This is a genomic window from Thalassobaculum litoreum DSM 18839, from assembly GCF_900102465.1.
Classification (GTDB): domain Bacteria; phylum Pseudomonadota; class Alphaproteobacteria; order Thalassobaculales; family Thalassobaculaceae; genus Thalassobaculum; species Thalassobaculum litoreum.
In genome coordinates this window covers 338,973-360,546 of the sequence record NZ_FNBW01000002.1, presented here as the reverse complement: position 1 = coordinate 360,546, position 21,574 = coordinate 338,973, and the positions used below count along the sequence as shown (strand labels likewise).

The following is a 21,574-nucleotide window of genomic DNA, read 5'->3' as shown; positions in this document are numbered from 1 at the left end:
CCGCTCACCCGTTGGTGCCGGAGCGGAACTGCTCAATCTGCTGCTGGGTCTCCGAGATCAGGCTGGCGATCTCCGTGGAGAGTTCGGCCGAGCGCGACGCCAGGATCTTCACCTCGGAGGCGACGACGGCGAAGCCGCGACCCGCATCCCCGGCCCGCGCCGCCTCGATCGTGGCGTTCAGGGCCAGCAGATTGGTCTGTTCCGACACGCCCGAGATGTTGCCGGCGGTGACATGGATGCGGTTCAGCACCTCGTCCATGATCTCCCGGGTCTTCTCGATCGAGGTCCGGCTTGCCGTGGTGTCGGTGGCGTACATGACCACCCGCTGCAGAGAGCCGTGCACGTCGCGCAGCGGCTGGACGGTCGCGGCGAGATAGAGCCGGGCTGCGTTGTCGATATTCACCGACAGTTCGCGCACCACGGCCTCTCCGGCATGGAGCTGATCGCGTGCCGCCGGGTCGAACAGGCTGTCGAGCGACAGCCCGGCGATGCTCCGCGCGGCGTCGACCGACCGCGCGCCGAGCGCGCTCAGGGCCAGTTCGTTCGCCGCCGACAGCCGGCCCTCGCTGTCCCATTCCAGGACGAGGTTCGACTGCTCGATCGCGGTGATCCGGGCGCCGGCTTCCAGGGCGCGCAGCTTCGTCTCGGTGATGTCGACCTGCACCGACACATAGCGCTCGAGCTCGCCCGTCTTGTCGAAGACCGGGTTGATCGACAGCGAGATCCAGTGGGGCTGGCCGTCCTTGGTGTAGTTCAGGATCTCTTCGACGAAGGGCTTGCGCAACGACAGGTTCTCGCGGATCCGCCGCACCGTCTCGGAATCGGTGTTCTCGCCCTGCAGCATCCGGCCCGGGATCTTGCCCATGGCCTCGTCCGCGCCGTAGCCGGTGAGCCGGGTGAAGCCGGCGTTCACATACTCGATCCGGCCTTCCGCGTCGGTGATGATGACGCTATTGTCGGTCTCGTTGGCGACCAGGGACAGGATGTTGAAATGCTCTTTCTGGCGGATATCCGCGGTGATGTCCGTGGCGTATTTCACCACCTTGAACGGCCGGCCGCTCATATCGAGGATGGGATTGTAGGAAGCCTCGATCCAGACCTCCTGGCCGTCCTTGCCGATCCGCTTGTACTGACCCGACTGGTAGTGGCCGAGGCCTAGATTGGTCCAGAAACTCTCATAGGCGGAGGCCTTGGCCTCGTTCGGCGCCACGAACATCCGGTGATGTCGACCGACCACCTCGTCGGCCGAGTAGCCCATGGTCTTCAGGAAGTTCTCGTTGGCCTTCAGGATCGTGCCGTCGAGGTCGAACTCGATGACCGCCTGGGATTTGTTGATGGCCTCGATCTGGCCCTCGACATCGGCGAACCGCAGCTTGGAACTGGTGATGTCGGAGGCGAACTTGACCACCTTGTACGGCCGGCCGGCGGCATCGAGGATCGGGTTGTAGGTCGCGCGGATCCAGATCTCGCGCCCGCCCTTGGCCAGCCGCCGGAATTGCCCTTCATGGAATTCGCCGCGGCCGAGGGAATCCCAGAACTGATTGTATTCGCCGGAGTGCTTTTCGGTGTCTTCGACAAACATCGAGTGGTGTTTGCCGACGACCTCCTCGGCCGAGTAGCCCATGGTCGTCAGGAAATTCTCGTTCGCTTCCAGGATCGTGCCGTCGAGCGCGAAATGGATCACCGCCTGGGACCGGCGGATGGCGTTGATCTGCCCCTGGACTTCGGCGGCGCGGCGCTTTTCCTCCGTGATGTCGGTGGCCAGCTTCACCACCTTCACCACGCGCCCGCCCAAGCCCTTGACCGGGTTGTAGGAAGCCTGCAGCCAGATCTCCGAGCCGTCCTTGCGGACCCGGCGGAATTCGCTGCGCAGGAACTGACCTTTGGCCAGCGTCTCCCAGAATTCCCGGTATTCCTTCGATCCCGCATAGTCCTTGCTGACAAACATCGAGTGGTGTTTGCCGATGACGTCGCCCGGCCGGTAGCCCATCGCGTCCAGAAAGTTCTTGTTGGCCCGCAGGATCTTGCCTTTCGGGGTGAACTCGATGATGGCCTGTGATTTGCTCAGCGCGCCTAGAGTCGCGCCAGTCGAGCGCATGCCCAGACCGCCGGTCAGAAGCTCAAACAATGCAACTCTCCTAGTGTGTGTATTCCGGAGTTCCGATCAGCCACATGCTGCTCTCTTGGGCGGAGCGGTGATGGGAAAGTTGAACGGGCGAAGATTGGCGCCGAGTGCTTAGCACTACTCTGCCCGCCGAGGGAATGGATTGTTGAATACAATCATACGATCCTCGGCTTTGATCGGATCATGCGAGGCCCAGGATTTTACAGCTGCCTATATTCGTAAAATCCTAGATATATTGGTTAATTTCTCCGTTGGGGTGAAATTTTCCGGCGGTCGTCGCATCCCCGGGCTCCGCGCATCGACGCGGTTTCGCGGCGCGCTGATCTCTCCTACGGTCTTGCGACAGCGACGAGGAGACACCCGATGCATTACGCCCCCGCGAGCGAGCCCTGCCCGCTGCCGTTCTCGCCCTTCAAGAGCTGCACGGTGCCGCGGCCGATCGGTTGGCTGTCGACGGTTTCCACCGACGGCGTGCCGAACCTGGCGCCGTACAGTCAGTGGCAGAATCTGACCTTCGATCCGCCGATGGTCATGTTCGCCGCCAACCAACTCAGCGACGGGCGGCGCAAGGACACGGTGGTCAACGCCGAGCAGACCGGCTGGTTCGTCTGGAACATGGCCACCTACGACCTGCGCGAGGCGGTGAACATCACCGCCATGGAACTGCCGTGCGAGGTCGACGAGTTCGAGCGCGCCGGGGTGACCAAGGCGCCCTGTATCGACGCCCCGGGACCGCGGGTCGCCGAGAGCCCGGCGCATTTCGAGTGCCGTTACCTGTCCACGCACCGTCTTCAGGGCAACTCGAACCACGGCTGGGTCGACGTGGTCTATGGCGAGGTGGTCCGTATCCACGTGGATGACGCGGTGGTGACGCCGGAGGGCAAGCTCGACATTCCCAGGATCCGGCCGCTCGCCCGCCTCGGCTATTACGACTACACCAGCGTGACCGAGGTCTTCGAGATGCGGGTCCCGGGAGCGAGCGGCGCGGCGGCGGCCGGGTTGGAGGGGCGGTCGCGCTGAACCGGCCCGGCCTCGGGAAGGCGACCGGTTGAAGCGACGGTCCGTGTGCTCCAGAGCCCGATCAGGTGTTTCCATCCGATCGGGATTTGCTCTAGGAGGCCATATCCGCATCCACCGCGCCGAGGCTTCCCATGTATAGCGAAGACACGTTCCGCGACGCCCGTGTCGTCATCACCGCCGGCGCGTCCGGGATCGGTCTGGTCTATGCCCGCCGCTTCGCCGCCGCGGGGGCCAGGGTGGCGCTGTGCGATGTCGACGCGGCCGCCGTGGCCGCCGCCGGCGCGGACATCACCGGGTCGATCGCCCGTCCGGCCGACGTCACCGACGAGGCCCAGATGGGGGCGTTCTTCCTGGAGGTGGAGGAGCGATGGGGCGGCGCCGACGTGGTGATCGCCAATGCCGGCACCGGAGGGCCGGCCGGCCTGATCGAGAGCCATAGCCTGGAGGCGTGGCGCGCCTGCATCGCCGTCAACCTCGACGGTGCCTTCCTGACCTGCCGCTGGGCGGCCCGGGTGTTGAAGGAGGGCGGCGGCGGCTCCCTGATCCTGATGTCGTCCTCGGCCGGGCTGCACGGTTATCCGAACCGCAGCCCCTATGCCACGTCCAAATGGGGCATCATCGGCCTGATGAAGACCCTGGCCATGGAACTCGGGCCTTACGGTGTGCGGGTGAACGCGATCTGCCCCGGCTCGGTGGAGGGCGAGCGCATGGACCGGGTGCTCGCCAACGAGGCGAAGGCGACGGGCCTGACCGAGGCGGAACTGCGGGCGCGATACGTCGCCGGCGTGTCCCTGCGCAGTTGGGTGAGCGCCGACGATGTGGCCGATGCCGCCCTGTTCCTGGCCTCGCCGGCGGGGGCGAAGATCTCCGGCCTGGCCCTCCCGGTGGACGGGCACACCCATTCCCTCGCCTGACGGTTCCGGCCCTGGCCTGACGGTCCCGGCCCGAGCCATCATACTGCATTCAGCCCCTGGCGCCCGGCCCGGGCATCTTCGAAGATGGCGCCGTCGCAACGGTACGGCCCACGGGAGATCGCATGACCCTCATCATCGGCGGCGGCGTCTACGGGGCGGCCGTGGCGTGGCATCTGGCCAAGCGTGGCGAGGCGGTCGAGCTCCTGGAAGCGAAGACGGTCGCCTCCGGCGCCTCCGGCGGGCCGGGACGGCGCGGCGTGCGGGCCAACTGCCGCGATCATCGCGAGCTGCCGCTGATGGCACGGGCGCGGCGGATCTGGCCCGAGCTGCACGAGACCCTGGGCACCGAGCCGCTGTTCGAGCAAACCGGACATCTACAACTGATCGAACGGCCGGTGGACCTGCCCAGGGCGCAGACCCGCGCCGCCCTGCAGACCCGGTTCGGCATTCCCACGTCGTTCCTGAGCGAGGCGGAAATGCGGGAGCTGGAGCCCGGCGTCGCGCCGTTCGTTCAGGCCGCCCTGCACTGTCCGGGGGACGGGGTGGCGTTCCACGCCCGAACCACAAAGGCCTATGCCGAGATGGCCGTGAAGGCGGGTGCGACGATCCGCGAAGGCGTGAAGGTTGAGCGCCTGGTGACGCGGGACGGCAAGGTGGTCGCCGTGGCGACCGCCGACGGCGATGAGATCCCGGTGCCGGGGCGCCTGTTCATCCTGGCCAACAGCGGCGTGCGGTCGCTGATCAGTCCGTGGCTCGACCTGCCGACCTGGAACCTTGCGCTGCAGGTGCTGGTCTCCAAGCCGCTGACCGACAACCCGGTTCGCCACCTGGTCGGCCATGCCAGCCGCATCCTCTCGCTCAAGCGCGAGCCCGACGGGCGGCTGATGATCTCCGGCGGCCGGCTCGGCTCCTGGAACCACGCCACCGGCCGCGGCACGCCGATCCCGGAGGAGGTCGCCGCCAACGTCGCCGACGCGGTCGCGGTCTATCCCGCCCTGGAGGGCATCGAGATCGACGCGGCGGATACCGATCACCTGGAGGCGGACTCCATCGACGGCATTCCGGTGATCGACCGGCTGCCCGGCAATCCGCATGTGATCTACGCGGCAGGCTGGACCGGCCACGGTTGGGCGATCGCGCCGGCGGTCACCGAACTGCTGGCCGACTGGGCGCTCGAGGATCGCCGCCCGGATCTGCTCGCCCCGTTCGCCTTTGGCCGTTTCGCGGCCGGCTGACAGGTCGTCGGTACGCGCTGTCCAGATTGCAGCGGAACTGTCGACCGCGTTGCTCCGGGAAGGTAGAGTTCCGCCTTAGCCCGCACGGGGGTGGGGGCAATAAGAAACGGACAAAGAGACAGAAAATGCGTGGGTTGCTCTTGGGGCTTCTCCTCGCGCTCTCGGTCGTGTTGCCGACAAGCGCGCAGGATTTCGGGCCGGCCATCGGGACGGTCAAGGTAGTAGATGGCGAAGCGGCCGTGGAACGGGCCGGCGCTGTGATCGTGGCGGTCGAGGGGCTGGATGTCCATCGGGCCGATACCTTGCGGACCGGTGCGGCCGGCGCGGTCGGCGTCACGTTGAACGACGGCACTCTTATTTCGTTGGGCCCGAACTCGCGGTTCGAGCTGTCCTCCTTCGAGTTCGCGCCGCAGCGCGACGCGTTCGGCTTCTTCGGCCAGATCCTGCAGGGAACCATGGTCTATCAGTCCGGCCGGATCGGGAAGATCGCGCCGGAGAACATCCAGATAAAGACGCCGCTCTCGGTCGTCGCGGTCCGGGGCACCCGGTTCGCGGTCCGCGTGCCGGCGCCGGCGGGGAACTGATGCCATGACCGTTCATCTCGCACCGCTCGTCCTTCGCCTCCGCCGCCTCGCGGTCGTGGGGGCGCTCTTGAGCCTTGCCGCCTGCGCGGTCGGCCCCTACGACACCGACGGCCTGTCGGACCTGCCGCCGCAGGACTCGCCGTTCCTTCGGGATCTGAGCCGCGAATACGCGGCGCTCGGCGACATGGAACGCGCCGAGTACGACTGGCCGGACACGGCCCGCTTCTACGACCGGGCGATCCGCGCCGCCAAGGGCGAGGCCTTCCCGCCGGAGCGGCTCGACGACCGCGCCCTGTCCGACGCGGCGCAGGAGGAACTGGGCGCCGCCCGGGCCCGTCTGGTCGCTCTGTTCGGCGCCGGCGCGCGCTCGATCGTGGGGCCCGACAGCGCCCGCGGCCAGGCGGCGTTCGACTGCTGGATGCAGGAACAGGAGGAGGGGCATCAGGCGGACGACATCGCCCGCTGCCGCGAGATCTTCCTGGCCGCCGTGACGGCGATCGAGTCGGCGGTCGACGGGGCGCTGATCGTGCTGCTGCCGGACACCGACGGGGTGGTCGGCATGATCCGGGTGGAGACCCCGCAGGGTTCTGTGGTGCTCGAGCGCGAGCGCGAAAGCGCGGTGACCGGCGATACCCAGAGCGCGCCGCAGTCGACCGGAACCTTCCTGGTCGCCGATGTGGAGGCCGTGTTCGGCGCGGCCCTGGCCGCCGGACCGACGCCGCCGGTCGCCTTCCTGCTGTATTTCGAGCAGGGGACGGACCGTCTGACGCCGGACTCGGCCCGCAAGCTGAGCGAGGTGCTGGAGGTCGTGGGCCAGCGCAAGCTGCCTCAGGTCGAGGTTTCCGGCCATACGGATCGGAGCGGCTCGGCCGCGTTCAACGACCAGCTCGCCCAGGATCGGGCGGAACTGGTGGCCCAGGAGGTCCTCGGCCTCGGCGTGCCGGAGCGGGTGGTGACGGTCGTCTCCTATGGCGAGCGCGCGCCGGTGGTACCCACCGCCGACGGCGTGTCCGAGGCCCGCAACCGCCGGGTCGAGATCGTGGTCCGGTAGGACGGGAGACGGGTCGCACGTATGGGTCAACGGCTGAGGGAGCGATGGAGAGCAGGACACCGGGCAGCGCCGACATCCGGCAGGTCGGGGTGACGAGCGAGTTCCAATGGCTCGACGAGCCGGAGGACGGCCGACTCTCCCGGCTCGTGCGCCATGGCCGGCTGATCGCCGCCGGCCTGCTGGGGGTTCTGCTGATCCTGCGCGTCCTCGACGTGGCCCCGCTGCAGATCCTGCGGCTCTGGGGGTTCGATCTGCAGCTGCAGACGCGCGCGCCCGCCGCCGATCCCTCGCCGGTCCTGGCGGTGGACGTGGACGACCGCAGCCTCGCCGCCATGGGCCAGTGGCCCTGGCCCCGGCGCCATCTGGTCGATCTCGTCGACCGGCTGTCCGCGGCCGGCGTCGGGACGGCCGCGTTCAACATCCTGTTCGCCGAGCCGGACCGGATGTCGCCGACCGTGCTGGCCCGGTCGCTGCCGGACCTCGACATCGAGCTGCGCCGGGAACTGGAAGCCCTCGGCGGATACGACGAGGCGCTGGCCCGCGCCATGTGGCGGGTGCCGAGCGTCATCGCCGTCGCCGCCATTCCGGGATCCGGCGATGCCACGCCCGGACAGGGCGCCCACAACCGGATCGCCGTACGCGGCCATCAGGATCTCGAGAATCTTCCGGCCATCGGCGCGATCATCGAGAACGTCGCCCCGATCCATCAGGCAAGTCGTGGGCAGGGGGTGGTCAGTCTGCTGCCGGAGCCGGACGGCACGGCCCGGCGGGTTCCGACGATCTTCCGGGTCGGCGCCACCCTGCAGCCGGGCATGGCGCTGGACATCGCGCGCGTGGCCCTGCAGCAGCCGAACATGCTGGTCGAGATGCCGTCGCCCCTGGGCATGACTGGCGTGTCGGTCGGCCCGCTGTTCGTGCCCACCGATTCCCAGGGCAGGCTGTGGGTCGATACCGCCCGGCCGGACCGCGTGCCGACGGTCTCGGCGCTCGATGTGCTGTCCGGCGGGGTTCCGGGGGCGGACGTCGCCGGGCGCATCGTGGTGATCGGCAGCTCCGCCGCCGGGGTGGGCGACCGGGTCCGCGTCGGCTTCGGGGGGGCGGTCTCCGGCCTGCAGTTTCAGGCGCTCGCGGTCGACACCATCCTCACCGGCCGCGCACCCTGGCGCGATCCGATCTTCGGCTGGGTCGAGCTTCTGGCCACGGCCCTGGCCGGGCTGCTGCTGATCGGCCTTCTGCCGCGCCTCAGCCCGCATCTGAAGCCCGCCGTCGGCGTCGGGCTCATGGCGGCCGCGCTCGGCGTGTCCGCCTATGCCCAGGCCGGTTTCGGCGCCCTGGTGGACCCCACCTTCTTCTCCGCGACATCGATCCTCCTGGTCGGCAGCTTCGTGATCGGCGACTACCGTACCGAGACCGTGCTGCGCCGGCGCAACGAGGCGGCCCTGAAGCGCCACGACGCCTATATCCGCGAGGTGATCGACGCCAGTTTCGACGCCATCGTGACGATCGGCGACGACGCCCGGATCCGCACGGCGAACCGGGCGGCCTGCGCCCTGCTGGGGTACCCACAACAGGGGCTCTTCGGTCAGCCGATCTATCAGCGGCTCACGGGGCCCTGGGCGGCGGAGCTGGAGCGGGAGCCGGTGGCGACCCTGTCACGCGCGGCCGACCGGCCGGAGACCATTGAGGTGGAATCGCACGGGCCCGAGTGTTCCGGGACGGTGCCGACCGAAATCACCCTTGCCGAATCCATGGCCGGGTCGGAGCGGATCTACATCCTGGTGCTGCGGGACGTCAGCGCCCGCCGGGCGGCGGAGGCCTTCGCCGCGCTGTCCACCCAGCGGCTGCACGACGCGGTCGATGCGATCTCCGACGGCTTCGCCCTGTTCGCGCCGGACGGACGGCTGCTGCGCTGCAACGACGCCTATTGCGACATGCTGGATGCCGAGATCGACGGCTCGGACGGTACTCCCTACGGCACGCTGCTGCAGACCCTGGTCGCCGGGCGCCATTGCCCGGCCGAGGCGGTCGGACGAGAGGCGGAGTGGATCGAGGCCCGCCTGTCGGTCTTCGCCGCCCACAGCCAGCGCTACGAGATGGCGACCACGGACGGCCGCTGGTACCAGGTGGACGAGCGGCGCACCGCCGAGGGCGGCATGGTCTGCATCTACTCCGACATCACGGTGATCAAGGACCGTGAGGGCGAGCTGCGGACGGCCATGGAGCGGGCCGAGCTGGCCAGCCAGGCCAAGTCCCAGTTCCTGGCCAATATGAGCCATGAGCTGCGCACCCCGCTCAACGCCATCATCGGCTTCGCCGACATGCTGCGCAGCCAGCCGTTCGGTCCGCTCGGCAGCGACCGCTATCTCGGCTATGCCCGTGACATTTCCGGCAGCGGGTCGCGCCTGCTGAAGATGATCGAGCAGATCCTGGAATTCGCCCGGCTGGAGCGATTGCAGTCGAATATCGACGAGAGCGGCATCGACGTGACGGCGGCGGTCCTCGCGGCGGTGACCGACCTGACCCCCACGGCGCGCACGCACGGCGTGCAGATCGATCCCTCGATCCAGCCGTCGCTGCCCGCCCTGCGCGCCGACCCGCAGATGCTCTACCAGATCATCCAGAACCTGCTGGCCAATGCCGTGAAGTTCTCCGCCGAAGGGTCCCGGGTCCGGGTCGCGGTCGGCCTGGACGAGCAGCGCCGCATCGTCCTGACCGTTGCGGACGAGGGCATCGGCATTCCGCAGGACCTGATCGGCCAGATTACCCAGCCGTTCTGGCAACACCCCGACGCGATGACCAGCTCGCACGAGGGGGTCGGGCTGGGCCTTGCCATCGTCAGCGGTCATGTGCAGGCCCATGACGCGGACCTCTCGGTGGACAGCAGGCTGGGAGAGGGCACAACCATGACGGTGACCTTCCCGTCCTATCGGACGGTCTGAGTCGGCCCGCCATGCTGCACGCGCTCAAACTGCTGATGCCGGCCCTGTTCCCGTCCTGGCGGTTCTTCGATGTGATCGCGCCGTCGCCGCGCATCGAGGTGGCGATGGTCGACACTCCGGCGCTGGGCGAACCGGACGAGGACGCCTGGCGCACGTGCCGGCCGGCGCCGGCGCGCCTGGGTCCGATGGACCGGATCGTGTCGTTCTTCTGGAATCCGCACTGGAACGAGACGCTGTACCTGGCCACCTGCGCCGAGCGGCTGATGCAGGACGCGGGCGAACACCCCGGCCGGGAGATCCGCCGCCGGCTGCGGCGCGATCTGGCCTCGCAGAGGGACGAGTCTCAGGCGGCCGAGGAGCCCCGCGCGGCCTATTTCCGCTTCCGCCTCGTTTTCGTCAGCCGGCAAGGCGAGCGCCTGCGCCGGGACGTGGCCTATGTCTCGCCGGCCTATCCCACGGTCGATCCGCAGGACCGATGATCCTCGACGACGCCATCCGCCTGACCGAGATCCTGCTCTCGGTCGCCCTGATCCAGCAGAGCCTGGAGCACCTGTTCGGCCTGCCGGACGAGCGCCCGCATTACGCCCTCCGCCTGATCCTGGCGGCCCTGCTGATCGCCGGCGTCCAGCCCGCCTGGATCTGTGCCGCCCTGTTCGTCAACGCCCTGTTGATCCTGCGCCGGTTCCAGGGGCCGTATAACGGGGGCAGCGACCTGCTCAGCCTGCTGCTGATCACCGCCCTGTGCGCGGTTCATCTGATGCCGACCGCGCGCTGGCAGGAGTATGTCTTCGGCTATCTCGCCCTGCAGGTGATCTTCTCCTACTTCAAGTCGGGCTGGTCCAAGGTCGTGCAGGCGGACTGGCGCAGCGGTCGGGCGCTGCGGGACGTATTCCTGTTCTCGGCCTATCCGGTCAGCGCGGCGACGCGCGGCTGGACCGGTTGGCCGCGCCTGCTCTGCGCCATGTCCTGGGCGGTGATCCTGCTGGAGCTGCTGTTCCCCCTGGCGCTGATCTCCCAGCCGGCGCTGGTCGCGGCCCTGGCGGCGATGCTCCTGTTCCACCTGGCGAATTTCGTGCTGTTCGGGTTCAACCGCTTCGTCTGGGTGTGGGTCGCGGCCTATCCGTCGCTGATCTGGCTGCAGGCCCGGCTGGAGCCCTTCTGGCAAGGGTGAGCAGACGGGGTTGAGCAGACGGGGTTGAGCAGGCGGGGTGAGCAGACGGGAGAGCCGGGGCATGGCGCCGCCGGATGTCGAGGCCAGGGACCGCGTCGTGAGCCGGCCCGGAGCTTTTTTCGGGGAGGCTGCGCGCAAGGCAGACACGTGCCTCGGGCAGCGAGAAGATGGTCGGGGAGAGAGGATTCGAACCTCCGGCCCCTGCCTCCCGAAGACAGTGCTCTACCAGGCTGAGCTACTCCCCGACCGGACCTTGAGACGGGCCGAATGATGGCCCGCCGGGAGGCGAGGGCGTCATATAGCGGACCGGCTGCGGCGCATCAAGAACGAACTCACCGCTCGATGCACTTCCTTGGCGATCGGCCCGGGCTTCGCGATCGGCGCGGATCCGGCAAACTCCGGGGTTCCGCCGGCCGCCCGGCTCTGCTTTGCTGGCTGCCTGGTCGGCGGGGCGCCGGCCCGATCCCAACGGCACCACGGAGGCCCGCCCATGTCCGCCGGCGACAGCGCGACCGTCACCCTCACCCTGGACGAGGTCCGCGACCTCACCATCCGGTGTTTCCTGGCCAATGGCTGCGACGCGGCCAATGCCGAAGCGGTCGCCGACGTGATCCACAATGCCGAACGCGACGGGGCGAAGAGCCACGGCCTGTTCCGGGTGCCCGGCTACGTAAAGTCGCTGAAGAGCGGCAAGGCGAACGGCCATGCCGTGCCGGTGCTGGAGGACCTGGCCCCGGCGGTGCTTCGGGTGGCGGGCGACGGCGGTTTTGCCCCGCTGGCCCAGCAGCTCGGCCGCGAGCCGCTGATCGAGCGCGCCCGGTCCCAGGGCGTGGCAGCCCTTGCGATCACCAACGTCCACCATTTCCAGGCCCTGTGGTACGAGGTCGAACCGCTGGCCGAGGCGGGGCTCTGCGCCTTCGCCTTCACCGCCGCCTTCCCCTATGTGGTCCATCCGGGCGGGCGCACGCCGATCTACGGCACCAACCCGATGTCCTTCGGCTGGCCGCGGCCGGGTAAGCCGCCGATGGTGTTCGACCAGGCCTCCTCCGCGCTTGCCCGGGGCGAGATCATGATCGCCGCCCGCGACGGCCACGACGTGCCGCCGGGCACCGGGATCGACCGGGACGGCAACGAGACCACCGACCCCAAGGCGATTCTGGACGGCGGCGCTCAGCTCCCCTTCGGCGGCTACAAGGGGGCGTCCATCGCGCTCATGGTGGAACTGCTGGCCGGCGCGCTGATCGGCGACAAGTTCAGCTTCGAGGCGTTCGAGAGCGATCCCAAGGACGGCGGCCCGCCCAATGGCGGCGAGTTCATGCTGGCGATCGACCCGGGGCGTCTCGGCGACACCAACGGCTGGGCCGCCCATGCCGAGCTGCTGTTCGAGCGCATCCTGGCCGAGGCGGGAACCCGCCTCCCGGCGGGCCGCCGCCACGCCAACCGGGCGAAGACGGCGACCGAGGGTGCCGCCATCCCGGCGGCGCTGCATGCGGAAATCGTTGGGCTCTGCGGGTAGGGAGCCGTTGTTCTGCGCGAGTCACCCACCGTCGTCCTGAATTCAATTCAGGATGACGGGTGGGGCCCGGGAGTGACCCCTTAAGGCAGCCCGTTCCTTCCGTGCTTCAGATAGGCCGGCCGTTCGCTCAGGGTCTCGTAGTATCGGGCGACGCTCGGATAGTCCGGCTTGCCGTCGAAGCGCAGGTTGAACCAGCGGTTCACCACCAGCCCGATCGGGATGTCGGCCAGGGTGAAGCGTTCCCCGGTCATATACGGCCCGGTCCGGGAGAGATGGGCGTCGAGCTGGCCGACTTCCCTGGTGATGTGCGCGCGGCCCTGCTCGACGAACCAGGGGTGGTTCCACGGCGGCTCGTCGAGCTGGCCGCCGAGAAAGGCGCCGCGCAGGGAGATGGAGGTCTCGTAATTCGCCCAGTCCATCCACTGTTCCACCCCGGCGCGGGCGACCGGGTCGACGGGATACAGGGCGGTGTCGCCGGACACCGTGGCCAGGTAGCGGATGATCGTGTTGCTCTCGCGCAGCACGGTGCCGTCCTCCAGCACGACGGCGGGGACCAGGCCGATCGGGTTGATCGCCTGGAACTCGGGATCGGTGGTCGGCCGGAAGCCGCGACCCCAGTCCTCGCGGGTATAGGCCACGCCGAGCTCGTCGCTGGCCCAGAGCACCTTGCGTACGTTGAAGGAATTGGCCCGGCCGAGAATGCGGATGGTCATGGGGTTTGCCCCTCTCTGTTGAGGAGCCATGCTCGGTTGCATGCGGTTGCCGGACAAGGGCGCTTCAGCGCATGAGGTCCATGCTTGCTGAGAAGAGGCGGCCGCCGCTCAGTACGCCCGGTCGACGCAGAAATCGATGACCTCCTCCATGGCCCGGCGGTGGGCGGTGGGGGCGAAGAGGTCGAGGTCGCGATGGGCCGCCTCGGCGTAGTCGCGGGCCCGGTTCAGGCTCTTCGCCAGGGTCCCGTGCTTGGCCATCAGCGCCTGGGCGAAGGCGAGGTCGCCCTCGTCCTGCTCCATGTCGCCGATCACCCGGCTCCAGAACGCCCGCTCTTCGGCGTCGCCGGCGGCATAGGCCAGGATCACCGGCAGGGTCATCTTACCCTCGCGGAAATCGTCGCCGACCGTCTTGCCCAGCGCTTCCTGCTGGGCCGAGTAGTCGAGCACGTCGTCGACGAGCTGGAACGCCACGCCCAGGTTGCGGCCGAAGGATTCCAGCGCCCGCTCCTCGCTCTCCGGGCGCTCGGCGACCACGGCGCCGATCTGCGAGGCGGCGGCGAACAGCACCGCCGTCTTGCTCTCGATCACCTGGAGATAGGCGGCTTCCGTGGTCTCGATGTCGTTGGTGGTGACGAGCTGATGCACCTCGCCCTCGGCGATGACGGCCGAGGCGTCGGACAGGATCTTCAGCACCTTGAGCGAGCCGTCGGCCACCATGAGCTGGAAGGCGCGGCTGAACAGGAAGTCGCCGACCAGCACGCTGGCCTGATTGCCCCAGACCGCGTTGGCGGTGTCCTTGCCCCGGCGCAGGTTGCTCTCGTCGACCACGTCGTCATGCAGAAGGGTGGCGGTGTGGATGAACTCCACGCAGGCGGCGAGGTCGATGTGCCGGCTGCCCTCGTAGCCGACCAGGCCGGCGGCGGCGAGGGTCAGCATCGGCCGCAGCCGCTTGCCGCCCGACGCGACGATATGGCCGGCGAGCTGCGGGATCAGCGCCACCGGGCTGTGCATCTCGCGGATGATGGTCTCGTTGACCTTGGCCATGTCGTCGGCGACCAGGGCGCGCAGGGCGTCGAAGCTGGGCCTGCGGTCGGCGGCCTCGGGGCCGGACTGGGATGCCGATGCGGTAACGGACACGGGTTCGCTCCTGCGGCGTCGCTTGACGCCTCTGTGTGCTGTGCGAGCATAGAAAGAGCGGTCGCGAGGCGAAGTCAACCGCGTCTCGCCCCGGCCCTGCGCCACAACCGTCCACCGCGAACGTCCGGAGGCAGTGCCGTATGCGGGAACTTCTGCGCACCAACGATCTGGTCCGGCTTTCCTATCTTCAAGCCCTGCTGACCTCGGAAGGCATCGAGCCCCTGGTGCTGGACGGCGGGATGAGCGTCATGGAGGGCAGTGCGGGGGCGATTCCACGCCGGCTGATGGTGGCAAACGACGATTTCGCCGCCGCCAAGGCGCTGCTGGAAGAGGCGGGCGAGGCCCTGGACCCGAAATAGGGCTCAGACTCCTTAACCTTCCTCCCCATACCCTTGTTTCACTCCCCGGATTCATTCTGGGGCCTACTTGTGGGCTTTCCGGATGCCGGCGTTCTATCTTCCGCAATCAGTGCCGCGTTTTGGGTAGGCCCCGGAATCAATCCGGGGAGCGACTGGAGGTTGGGGGTGAATGGTAGGTGAGTGATTTGGGCGCTATGGAAACCACCGAGGATCTGCTGCTCGACGGCCGGGTACGGCTGATCCAGCCGAAGACCGGATACCGGGCCGCCGTCGATCCGGTGCTGCTCGCCGCCTCGGTCCCGGCGCGGGAGGGGGAGCGGGCGGTGGATCTCGGCTGCGGCGCGGGGGCCGTCTTCGCCTGTCTCGCCGGCCGGGTGGCCGGGGTGGAGGTGATCGGCGTCGAGCGCGATCCGGCGATGGCCGATCTCGCGCGCCGCGCCCTGGACCTTAACGGCTTCACCGGACGCATCGAGACCGCCGATCTGACCGACCTGCCGGCCACCTGGGAGGCGGGCAGGATCGACCACGTGGTGGCCAACCCGCCCTATCTGCCGTCGGACCGGGCCGACCCCTCGCCGGATGCCGGTCGCGCGGCTGCCGGGGTGGAGGCGGGGGCCGACCTCGCCGACTGGATGGCGGCGGCGCGGCGCTGCCTGCGGCACAAGGGGACGGTGACCGTGGTGCACCGGGCCGACCGGCTGGACGACATCCTGTCGGCCCTGTCCCGGGGCTTCGGATCGGTCGTGGTCTTCCCGCTGTTTCCCAAGGCCGGACGGGATGCCGGGCGGGTGCTGGTGCGCGCCGTGCGGGGCGGGCGGGCGCCGCTGCGCCTGGCGCCGGGGCTGGTGCTGCACGAGGCCGATGGCGCCTATACCGCGGCGGCGGAGGCGATCCTTCGGGGCGCGCCTCTCGATCTTTGAGGTCCGCCGCCTTATCTATCCGCCATGGCAATTCTAGATCCCATTCTCGACCGGTTCCGCAAGCGTCCGCCGACCGTGTCCGTCGTCACCCTGCGCGGCGTCATCGGCGGCCTCGGCCCTACGCGGCGCGGCCTCTCCCTGGAAACCGTCGCTCCCGTGCTGGAGACGGCCTTCAAGGACAAACACACCACCGCCGTCGCGCTGATCGTCAATTCCCCCGGCGGGTCGCCGGTGCAGTCCGATCTGATCGCCCGGCGCATCCGCGACCTGGCGGCCGAGCACGAGAAGCCGGTCACCGCCTTCGTGGAGGACGTCGCCGCATCCGGTGGCTACTGGATCGCCTGCGCGGCCGACGAGATCCTGGTCAACCCGGCCTCCATCGTCGGGTCGATCGGCGTGGTCAGCGCCGGGTTCGGCTTCGTGGAGGCGCTGGACAAGCTGGGGGTCGAGCGGCGCATCCATACCGCGGGCTCGCGCAAGGCGCTGCTCGATCCGTTCAGCCCCGAGCGCGAGGAGGACGTCTCCTACCTCAAGGCGGTCCAGGTCGAGCTGCACCAGCTCTTCATCGACTGGGTCCGCAAGCGGCGCGGCGACAACCTCAAGGCCGAGGAGGAGCCGGAGCTGTTCGAGGGCAAGTTCTGGACCGGAACGCGCGGCATCGCCATCGGGCTGGCCGACGGCGAGGGCGAGCTGCGCAGCGTGATGCGCGCCCGCCATGGCGACAAGACCCGGTTCCGGCAGGTCGAGCGCCGCCGCTCGCTGTTCGAGCGCCTGCGGTTCGGCGCGTCGGCGGATCCGGTCGCGATCGGCGAGGGCACCCTGACGGCGATCGGGGAGCGGGCCGTGTGGTCCCGGTTCGGCCTGTGAACACGACGGCGGCGGTATTCGCCACGGTCGAGACCGACCGGCTGATCCTGCAGCCGGTGGACGAACGCCACCGGGCCGACCTGATCGCCTTTCTCGGCACGCCCGAGGTCATGAGCGTGCGCAAGCTTGGCGTGCTCGACGCCGCCGCCGCATCGGCGGTCGTCGATGACATGATCGTCCATTGGCGGGAGCACGGATTCGGCATGTACGCGGTGATCGAGCGCGACAGCGGCGCGTTTCTCGGGGAGTGCGGCCTGCGTTTCCTGGAGGACGGGACCGTGCCGGAGATCAGCTACGGTCTGCACACGTCGGGGCGCGGCAAGGGCTATGCCCGCGAAGCGTCGGTGGCGACCATGGGCCACGGCTTCGGCCCGCTTGGCCTGCGACGGATCGTGGCCTTCGCCCGCGGCGACAACGTGATCTCGCGCACGCTGCTCGAATCCCTAGGCTTCTCGCTCGTGTGGGAGCGGGAGAAGGGCGACTATTCGGTCGTCCATTATGAAGCGCTGGCACCGGCGGGACCGTGACCATGGGTCTTGCGCGGGGCCAGCTCCTGGGTCAATTCTAGGTTCATGTTCAGTATCTCTAAACTCGTAGCCCTTGCGGCCATCATCGGCATCGTCTGGTTCGGCTTTCGCCTGATCGGTCGCCTCGACGCGGCGCGCAAGGCCAAGGCTTCCGAGAAGACCGACGGGCGCCAGGATCGCGGCCGGCCCGAGGGGACCCATGGGCGCGACGATGTCGTCGACCTGGTCCGCGACGAGCGCACCGGCGAATACGTGACCCGCGACAGACGGGACGAACGGACCTGACCGAGCCGCCCTCCGTCGCCGCGGTGCGTCCGTTTTCCGACGCCGAATACGACGCCCGCCTCGCCATGGGCCTCGGCGAAACGGTGGTGGTCACCGACGGCGCGCCCGAGGTGCTGGATGGGTTGTCGCGGGAACTGGTGCGCGCGTAATCCGACGGTCTTTCTTCTGACACATCTCCTTATCTTCCAGCACTCCCCGGATTAATCCCGGGGCCCACCCCTCAGCGTGAAGGGTCGCCGGGAGCAGCTTTTCGGGTGCCGGTGCCATCCGCTTGCGTAGGCCCCGGAATAAATCCGAGGAGTGCGCGTGGAATCAATGAGCTACCGCTCCCATACGATCAGCGCCAGCCCGCCGACCAGCAAGGCAATCCCGACCATCTTCGTCACCGTCAGCGCCCGCACCGCCAGCCCGAAGGCGCCGAACTGGTCATAGGCAATGGCGGCCATGAGCTGGCCGGCGATGACGGCGGTCAGGAACGCGACGACGCCGATCTTCGGCACGGCGGTGATCGACAGCATCACCTGATAGGCGCCGATCAGCCCGCCGGCCCAGACCCAGACCGGGGCCGCGCGCATGTCGGCCAGCTTCGGGAACGGCGCGCCGGCGACCAGGATCAGGCCGATCAGCGCGCTGGTGCCGATGGTGAAGGACAGCAGGGCCGCCGGCAGGGTGCCGCCGACACTGCCGGCCAGCCGGGCGAAGATCGGCCCCTGGGCGGCGATCAGCGCGCCGCCGATCACGGCCAGCAGGATGAGCAGGGCGGTACCGGCCCCGGGAACGGCGGCCATCGCGCTACACCAGGAACAGCAGGTACCGGGCCGGCGCATCCGGTCCGGCCTGGAAGACGGTCGGCCCGTGCAGCCGGTAGCGCAGGCAGTCGCCGGGACCGAGCACGTGATCGGCCCCGTCCACCGTCAAGGTCAGGCCGCCCGACTGCATGACCAGATGGTGCTCCAGTCCCTCCACCGGCGGGACCTCGTAGGCGATCCGAGCACCGGCCGGCAACGTGCCCTCGATCACCTCGCCGCGCAGCGCCTCGGCCGGCGGGGAGACCGCGCGGCGGGCGAATCCCGTGGCCGGGTCGTGCCAGGCGGTCTGGGCTTCGGCCGGCACCTTGGCGGCGAAATCCTGCTCCACCATCTGGATCAGCCGCGACATCGGCATCCGGTAGGCGGCGCAGAGCTTGCCCAGCGCCTCCGCCGAGGGGCTGACCTCGGCATTCTCCATGCGAGACAGGGTGGCGCGGCTGACCCCACTGCGTTTTGCCAGGGTGTCCAGCGACCAGCCGGCCTCCTGGCGCAGACGCTTCAGCCGGTCGGCGAGGCGGGGAGTGAAGTCGTCGAAAGGCATGAGATTCTCATATCGGGGAGTATTTCCCGATTATGGGATAATGCGACGGCCGTCAGTCAAGCGACTTTCGCTCTCACGCTTCACCTTCCTCGTCTTCCCGGCCCTGAGCCGGGATCTAGAAGCGGGAGAAGCCGGAGCGGTCGAGAACGCTCTGCGGCGCTCCGGCGGGCGTCACCCTCGGTCCCGGCGCAGGGCCGGGAAGACGGGCGAGGGGAGGTGCGGCGGTCCTCTGCGGTGGGGCGGTCCTCTGCGGTGGGGCGGTCCTCTAAAGGATCAGGCACGTCGTCGTCGCGTGCGCGAAGACCTTGCCCGTGCCGTCGACCAGTTTCGCCTCCGCCGTTGCGGTGCGGCGGCCGCTGTGGACGACCTGTCCCTCCGCCCGCAGCACGCCCGTGTCCGGTCCGGCGCCCCGGGTGATGTGGACCTTGTATTCCAGCGTCGTATAGCCGGTGCCCGCCGGCAGCGTGGAATGCACCGCGCAGCCCATGGCGCTGTCCAGGATCGTGCCGTACCAGCCGCCATGCAGGGTGCCGGCCGGATTGGTGAGAAACGCCTGCCAGTCGCCCTCGAACACCGCCCGGCCCTGGCTGACCTCGGCCAGGCGAAAGCCCATGGTGGCGGCGATGCTCGGCGCCGGCAGGTCGCCGTCCTTGATCCGGGTCAGCAGGGTCAGGCCGTCCAGGGTACGGGTCGCCTCGCTGAGCGGGGCGGGGTCGGCCCAGGAATAGGTGCGGCTGCGCTCGGACATCGGGTCTCGCCTTCGTAAGAGTGATGGTCGCCGAGGTTCCTGTGCCCCAGGCGGTGCGGGCGCGCAATCCAATCCTCGTCATGGCCGTTTGTCGGATTTGGGATTGAGGATGGCGAGATGCGGCAATCCGTCTCGGCCGGCTGGCCTCATATAGGGCGGGAGACCGGCGCGACCCGAACGAACTGGGGCCGGCAGGGAAAAAGGGGATTGGGATGGCACCTGCGAGCGCGCGTGACGTGATCAGCCTGATCGACGGCTTCTCCGTCGAGACCACGCCGGCCTCCGCCGCGAAGGTCGACTGCTTCGCCGACCATCTGGCCCCTGGAACCACGGTCAACGTCACCTTCCTGCCGGGCAGCGCGATCGACGACACCATCGCCGTGGCGACACGCCTGCGCCGCGAAGGCTTCGAGCCGGTGCCGCATATCGCCGCCCGCTCCATCGCCGACAGCGCGATGCTGGACCGTACGCTCGGCCGGCTGAAGGACGAGGCCGGGGTGACCCAGGCCCTGGTCATCGCCGGCGGGCTCGACCACCCGCTGGGCGCGTTCGCGTCGTCCATGGATCTGCTGGCCACCGGCCTGTTCGAGGCGCATGGGATCGCCAAGATCGGAGTCGCCGGCCATCCCGAGGGCAGCCCCGATATCGACGAGACGGCCCTGAAGGACGCGCTGCTCTGGAAGAACCGCTTCGCTGCCGAGCGCGGGCTGGAGATGTATATCGAGACCCAGTTCTGCTTCGACGCCGCCGCCATCACCGCCTGGGACAGGCGGATCCGGAGCTGGGGCAACACCCTGCCGATCCATCTCGGCGTGCCGGGCCTGGCGACCCTGAAGACCCTGCTGAAATTCGCCCAGATGTCAGGCATCGGCCCGTCCATCCGCGTGCTGACCCGACAGGCGCGGAACCTCGCCAAGCTGATGCTGGTGCAGGCGCCCGACCGGCTGCTGCTCGATCTCGCGGCCTACCAGGCCGGCGACCCGGATTGCGGCATCGAAAAGCTGCACTTCTACCCGTTCGGCGGCCTCGCCAAGACGGCGGAGTGGGCCAACGCGGTGGCATCCGGCGACTTCATCGTGGACGACCGCAAGGCCGCTATCCTTCTCGGCGCGTCCGACCAGGCCCACGCGGCCTCCTGACCCCGCCATCCCGCATCCGGAGACGCGCCCCATGGTCGATACCATCGTCAGTTCCGCCACCAAGGAAATCGCCATCGGCTTCGAGCGGCCGTTCTGCGTGATCGGCGAGCGGATCAACCCGACCGGCCGCAAGCTGCTGGCCGCCGAAATGGCCGCCGGCGACTTCAGCCGGGTCGAGTCCGACGCCCGTGCCCAGGTCGAGGCCGGCGCCACCATGCTGGACGTCAACGCAGGCATCCCGCTGGCCGACGAGCCGGCGATCCTGGCCCAGTCGATCAAGCTTGTGCAGTCGATCACCGACGTACCGCTGTCGATCGACAGCTCGATCGTCGAGGCGCTGGAGGCGGGGCTCGCGGTCTATCAGGGCAAGGCGCTGGTCAACTCCGTCACCGGCGAGGAGGAGCGCCTGGAGGTCGTCCTGCCGCTGATCAAGAAATACGGCGCCGCCGTGGTCGCGATCTCCAACGACGAGACCGGCATCTCCGAGGACCCGGACGTGCGTTTCGAGGTGGCGAAGAAGATCGTCGAGCGAGCCGCCGATTTCGGCATCTCCCGGGCCGACGTGGTGGTCGATCCGCTGGTGATGCCGGTCGGCGCGCTGAACAGGGCCGGCCATTCCGCCATGCGCCTGATCCGCCGGCTGCGCGACGAACTCGGCGTGAACACCACCTGCGGCGCCTCGAACATCTCCTTCGGCCTGCCGAACCGCCACGCGCTGAACGCGTCGTTCCTGTCGATGGCGATCGGCTCCGGCATGACCTCGGCGATCATGAACCCGCTGCATGCCGAGGAGATGGCCGGCGTCATGGGCGCCGACGTGATGATGGGCCACGACCCCGAGTGCCGGCGCTGGATCAAGCGCTTCCGCGAGCCGGCGGCGGAAGGTCAGGACGCACTGGGCGCGCGCGGCGGCCGCGAGCGCCGGCGCCGCCGGGCCTGAGGAGAAACCGACGAGCCACACACCGGAGAAACGC

General features: G+C 68.9%; 23 protein-coding genes and 1 tRNA gene. 17 read left to right on the top strand and 7 right to left on the bottom strand.

Annotated elements, in window-relative coordinates:
- Positions 1-4: 4 nt before the first annotated feature.
- The gene (locus tag BLS34_RS04870; protein WP_093148559.1) at positions 5-2,128 is read right to left on the bottom strand and encodes a PAS domain S-box protein; all 2,124 of its coding nucleotides are present in this window, start codon (positions 2,126-2,128) and stop codon (positions 5-7) included.
- 360 nt (positions 2,129-2,488) lie between these two features.
- Here BLS34_RS04870 and BLS34_RS04865 point away from each other — a divergent pair, with 360 nt between their 5' ends.
- The 8 genes from BLS34_RS04865 to BLS34_RS04830 all read left to right on the top strand — a co-directional run bounded on the left by BLS34_RS04865 (position 2,489) and on the right by BLS34_RS04830 (position 11,039).
- On the top strand, positions 2,489-3,145 hold the full coding sequence (locus BLS34_RS04865; protein ID WP_028793745.1) for a flavin reductase family protein: 657 nt from the start codon (positions 2,489-2,491) through the stop codon (positions 3,143-3,145).
- Between the two features lie 131 nt (positions 3,146-3,276).
- Complete coding sequence (locus BLS34_RS04860) at positions 3,277-4,059, top strand: SDR family oxidoreductase (RefSeq protein ID WP_093148558.1); 783 nt, start codon at positions 3,277-3,279, stop codon at positions 4,057-4,059.
- A 122-nt stretch (positions 4,060-4,181) separates the two neighbouring features.
- The gene (locus tag BLS34_RS04855) at positions 4,182-5,294 is read left to right on the top strand and encodes an NAD(P)/FAD-dependent oxidoreductase (RefSeq protein ID WP_093148557.1); all 1,113 of its coding nucleotides are present in this window, start codon (positions 4,182-4,184) and stop codon (positions 5,292-5,294) included.
- Positions 5,295-5,419: 125 nt separating this feature from the next.
- Entirely contained in the window at positions 5,420-5,878 is a 459-nt protein-coding gene (locus tag BLS34_RS04850; RefSeq protein ID WP_038013871.1) for a FecR family protein, read from the top strand.
- 4 nt (positions 5,879-5,882) lie between these two features.
- Positions 5,883-6,929 carry an OmpA family protein gene (locus BLS34_RS04845; protein ID WP_093148556.1) on the top strand — a complete coding sequence of 349 codons (1,047 nt, stop codon included), beginning with the start codon at positions 5,883-5,885 and terminating at the stop codon, positions 6,927-6,929.
- A gap of 44 nt (positions 6,930-6,973) precedes the next feature.
- Positions 6,974-9,868, top strand: coding sequence for a CHASE2 domain-containing protein (locus BLS34_RS04840; protein WP_093148554.1), 2,895 nt, complete (start codon positions 6,974-6,976; stop codon positions 9,866-9,868).
- Between the two features lie 11 nt (positions 9,869-9,879).
- The gene (locus tag BLS34_RS04835) at positions 9,880-10,347 is read left to right on the top strand and encodes a hypothetical protein (RefSeq protein ID WP_093148553.1); all 468 of its coding nucleotides are present in this window, start codon (positions 9,880-9,882) and stop codon (positions 10,345-10,347) included.
- Positions 10,344-11,039, top strand: coding sequence for an HTTM domain-containing protein (locus BLS34_RS04830; RefSeq protein WP_093148551.1), 696 nt, complete (start codon positions 10,344-10,346; stop codon positions 11,037-11,039). Before BLS34_RS04835 ends, BLS34_RS04830 begins: the two co-directional genes overlap by 4 nt.
- A gap of 168 nt (positions 11,040-11,207) precedes the next feature.
- On the opposite strand, the gene BLS34_RS04825 is transcribed toward BLS34_RS04830, so the two are convergent.
- Positions 11,208-11,284, bottom strand: a tRNA-Pro gene (locus BLS34_RS04825).
- 245 nt (positions 11,285-11,529) lie between these two features.
- Here BLS34_RS04825 and BLS34_RS04820 point away from each other — a divergent pair.
- Complete coding sequence (locus BLS34_RS04820) at positions 11,530-12,555, top strand: Ldh family oxidoreductase (protein ID WP_093148549.1); 1,026 nt, start codon at positions 11,530-11,532, stop codon at positions 12,553-12,555.
- An 80-nt stretch (positions 12,556-12,635) separates the two neighbouring features.
- Here the strand turns inward: BLS34_RS04820 and BLS34_RS04815 are convergent, their stop codons facing one another.
- Together BLS34_RS04815 and BLS34_RS04810 are read right to left on the bottom strand one after the other, a co-directional pair.
- Positions 12,636-13,268 (bottom strand): glutathione S-transferase family protein, encoded by a 633-nt coding sequence (locus BLS34_RS04815; RefSeq protein ID WP_028793751.1) that lies wholly within the window; start codon positions 13,266-13,268, stop codon positions 12,636-12,638.
- Between the two features lie 108 nt (positions 13,269-13,376).
- Positions 13,377-14,405 carry a polyprenyl synthetase family protein gene (locus BLS34_RS04810; RefSeq protein ID WP_028793752.1) on the bottom strand — a complete coding sequence of 343 codons (1,029 nt, stop codon included), beginning with the start codon at positions 14,403-14,405 and terminating at the stop codon, positions 13,377-13,379.
- Positions 14,406-14,545: 140 nt separating this feature from the next.
- Between BLS34_RS04810 and BLS34_RS04805 the strand changes: the two genes are divergently transcribed.
- The 6 genes from BLS34_RS04805 (at position 14,546) to BLS34_RS26620 (ending at position 17,512) form a co-directional block, all read left to right on the top strand.
- Positions 14,546-14,764 carry a putative signal transducing protein gene (locus tag BLS34_RS04805; protein WP_093148547.1) on the top strand — a complete coding sequence of 73 codons (219 nt, stop codon included), beginning with the start codon at positions 14,546-14,548 and terminating at the stop codon, positions 14,762-14,764.
- Positions 14,765-14,940: 176 nt separating this feature from the next.
- The gene (locus tag BLS34_RS04800; protein ID WP_342739407.1) at positions 14,941-15,684 is read left to right on the top strand and encodes a tRNA1(Val) (adenine(37)-N6)-methyltransferase; all 744 of its coding nucleotides are present in this window, start codon (positions 14,941-14,943) and stop codon (positions 15,682-15,684) included.
- A 24-nt stretch (positions 15,685-15,708) separates the two neighbouring features.
- Positions 15,709-16,551, top strand: a complete 843-nt coding sequence (locus BLS34_RS04795) for a S49 family peptidase (RefSeq protein WP_093148543.1) — start codon at positions 15,709-15,711, stop codon at positions 16,549-16,551.
- Positions 16,548-17,078: a GNAT family N-acetyltransferase gene (locus tag BLS34_RS04790; protein WP_175474096.1), complete on the top strand. Its 531-nt coding sequence runs from the start codon at positions 16,548-16,550 to the stop codon at positions 17,076-17,078. Before BLS34_RS04795 ends, BLS34_RS04790 begins: the two co-directional genes overlap by 4 nt.
- 45 nt (positions 17,079-17,123) lie before the next feature.
- Positions 17,124-17,363, top strand: coding sequence for a hypothetical protein (locus BLS34_RS04785; RefSeq protein ID WP_093148539.1), 240 nt, complete (start codon positions 17,124-17,126; stop codon positions 17,361-17,363).
- A 23-nt stretch (positions 17,364-17,386) separates the two neighbouring features.
- On the top strand, positions 17,387-17,512 hold the full coding sequence (locus BLS34_RS26620) for a hypothetical protein (protein WP_281241201.1): 126 nt from the start codon (positions 17,387-17,389) through the stop codon (positions 17,510-17,512).
- 171 nt (positions 17,513-17,683) lie between these two features.
- On the opposite strand, the gene BLS34_RS04780 is transcribed toward BLS34_RS26620, so the two are convergent.
- The 3 genes from BLS34_RS04780 to BLS34_RS04770 form a co-directional block, all read right to left on the bottom strand.
- The gene (locus tag BLS34_RS04780) at positions 17,684-18,151 is read right to left on the bottom strand and encodes a DMT family transporter (RefSeq protein ID WP_028793757.1); all 468 of its coding nucleotides are present in this window, start codon (positions 18,149-18,151) and stop codon (positions 17,684-17,686) included.
- Positions 18,152-18,155: 4 nt separating this feature from the next.
- Positions 18,156-18,713 carry a helix-turn-helix domain-containing protein gene (locus BLS34_RS04775; RefSeq protein WP_093148536.1) on the bottom strand — a complete coding sequence of 186 codons (558 nt, stop codon included), beginning with the start codon at positions 18,711-18,713 and terminating at the stop codon, positions 18,156-18,158.
- Between the two features lie 265 nt (positions 18,714-18,978).
- Entirely contained in the window at positions 18,979-19,461 is a 483-nt protein-coding gene (locus tag BLS34_RS04770) for a PaaI family thioesterase (RefSeq protein ID WP_028793759.1), read from the bottom strand.
- A gap of 212 nt (positions 19,462-19,673) precedes the next feature.
- On the opposite strand from BLS34_RS04770, the gene BLS34_RS04765 reads away from it, so the two are divergent.
- Both BLS34_RS04765 and BLS34_RS04760 read left to right on the top strand, forming a co-directional pair.
- Positions 19,674-20,600 (top strand): methylenetetrahydrofolate reductase, encoded by a 927-nt coding sequence (locus BLS34_RS04765; RefSeq protein ID WP_093148533.1) that lies wholly within the window; start codon positions 19,674-19,676, stop codon positions 20,598-20,600.
- Positions 20,601-20,631: 31 nt separating this feature from the next.
- A complete protein-coding gene (locus BLS34_RS04760; protein ID WP_093148530.1) occupies positions 20,632-21,540 on the top strand; it encodes a methyltetrahydrofolate cobalamin methyltransferase in 909 nt (302 codons plus the stop codon).
- Positions 21,541-21,574 lie beyond the last annotated feature (34 nt).

Bases quoted from the DNA above. Each gene is read 5' to 3' on its own strand.
- BLS34_RS04820 (WP_093148549.1), top strand. From the start codon at position 11,530: ATGTCCGCCGGCGACAGCGCGACCGTCACCCTCACCCTGGACGAGGTC.
- BLS34_RS04855 (WP_093148557.1), top strand. From the start codon at position 4,182: ATGACCCTCATCATCGGCGGCGGCGTCTACGGGGCGGCCGTGGCGTGG.
- BLS34_RS04835 (WP_093148553.1), top strand. From the start codon at position 9,880: ATGCTGCACGCGCTCAAACTGCTGATGCCGGCCCTGTTCCCGTCCTGG.
- BLS34_RS04795 (WP_093148543.1), top strand. From the start codon at position 15,709: ATGGCAATTCTAGATCCCATTCTCGACCGGTTCCGCAAGCGTCCGCCG.
- BLS34_RS04760 (WP_093148530.1), top strand. From the start codon at position 20,632: ATGGTCGATACCATCGTCAGTTCCGCCACCAAGGAAATCGCCATCGGC.
- BLS34_RS04775 (WP_093148536.1), bottom strand. From the start codon at position 18,713: ATGCCTTTCGACGACTTCACTCCCCGCCTCGCCGACCGGCTGAAGCGT.
- BLS34_RS04845 (WP_093148556.1), top strand. From the start codon at position 5,883: ATGACCGTTCATCTCGCACCGCTCGTCCTTCGCCTCCGCCGCCTCGCG.
- BLS34_RS04815 (WP_028793751.1), bottom strand. From the start codon at position 13,268: ATGACCATCCGCATTCTCGGCCGGGCCAATTCCTTCAACGTACGCAAG.
- BLS34_RS04860 (WP_093148558.1), top strand. From the start codon at position 3,277: ATGTATAGCGAAGACACGTTCCGCGACGCCCGTGTCGTCATCACCGCC.
- BLS34_RS04780 (WP_028793757.1), bottom strand. From the start codon at position 18,151: ATGGCCGCCGTTCCCGGGGCCGGTACCGCCCTGCTCATCCTGCTGGCC.
- BLS34_RS04850 (WP_038013871.1), top strand. From the start codon at position 5,420: ATGCGTGGGTTGCTCTTGGGGCTTCTCCTCGCGCTCTCGGTCGTGTTG.
- BLS34_RS04830 (WP_093148551.1), top strand. From the start codon at position 10,344: ATGATCCTCGACGACGCCATCCGCCTGACCGAGATCCTGCTCTCGGTC.
- BLS34_RS04785 (WP_093148539.1), top strand. From the start codon at position 17,124: ATGTTCAGTATCTCTAAACTCGTAGCCCTTGCGGCCATCATCGGCATC.
- BLS34_RS04765 (WP_093148533.1), top strand. From the start codon at position 19,674: ATGGCACCTGCGAGCGCGCGTGACGTGATCAGCCTGATCGACGGCTTC.
- BLS34_RS04840 (WP_093148554.1), top strand. From the start codon at position 6,974: ATGGAGAGCAGGACACCGGGCAGCGCCGACATCCGGCAGGTCGGGGTG.
- BLS34_RS04770 (WP_028793759.1), bottom strand. From the start codon at position 19,461: ATGTCCGAGCGCAGCCGCACCTATTCCTGGGCCGACCCCGCCCCGCTC.
- BLS34_RS04865 (WP_028793745.1), top strand. From the start codon at position 2,489: ATGCATTACGCCCCCGCGAGCGAGCCCTGCCCGCTGCCGTTCTCGCCC.
- BLS34_RS04805 (WP_093148547.1), top strand. From the start codon at position 14,546: ATGCGGGAACTTCTGCGCACCAACGATCTGGTCCGGCTTTCCTATCTT.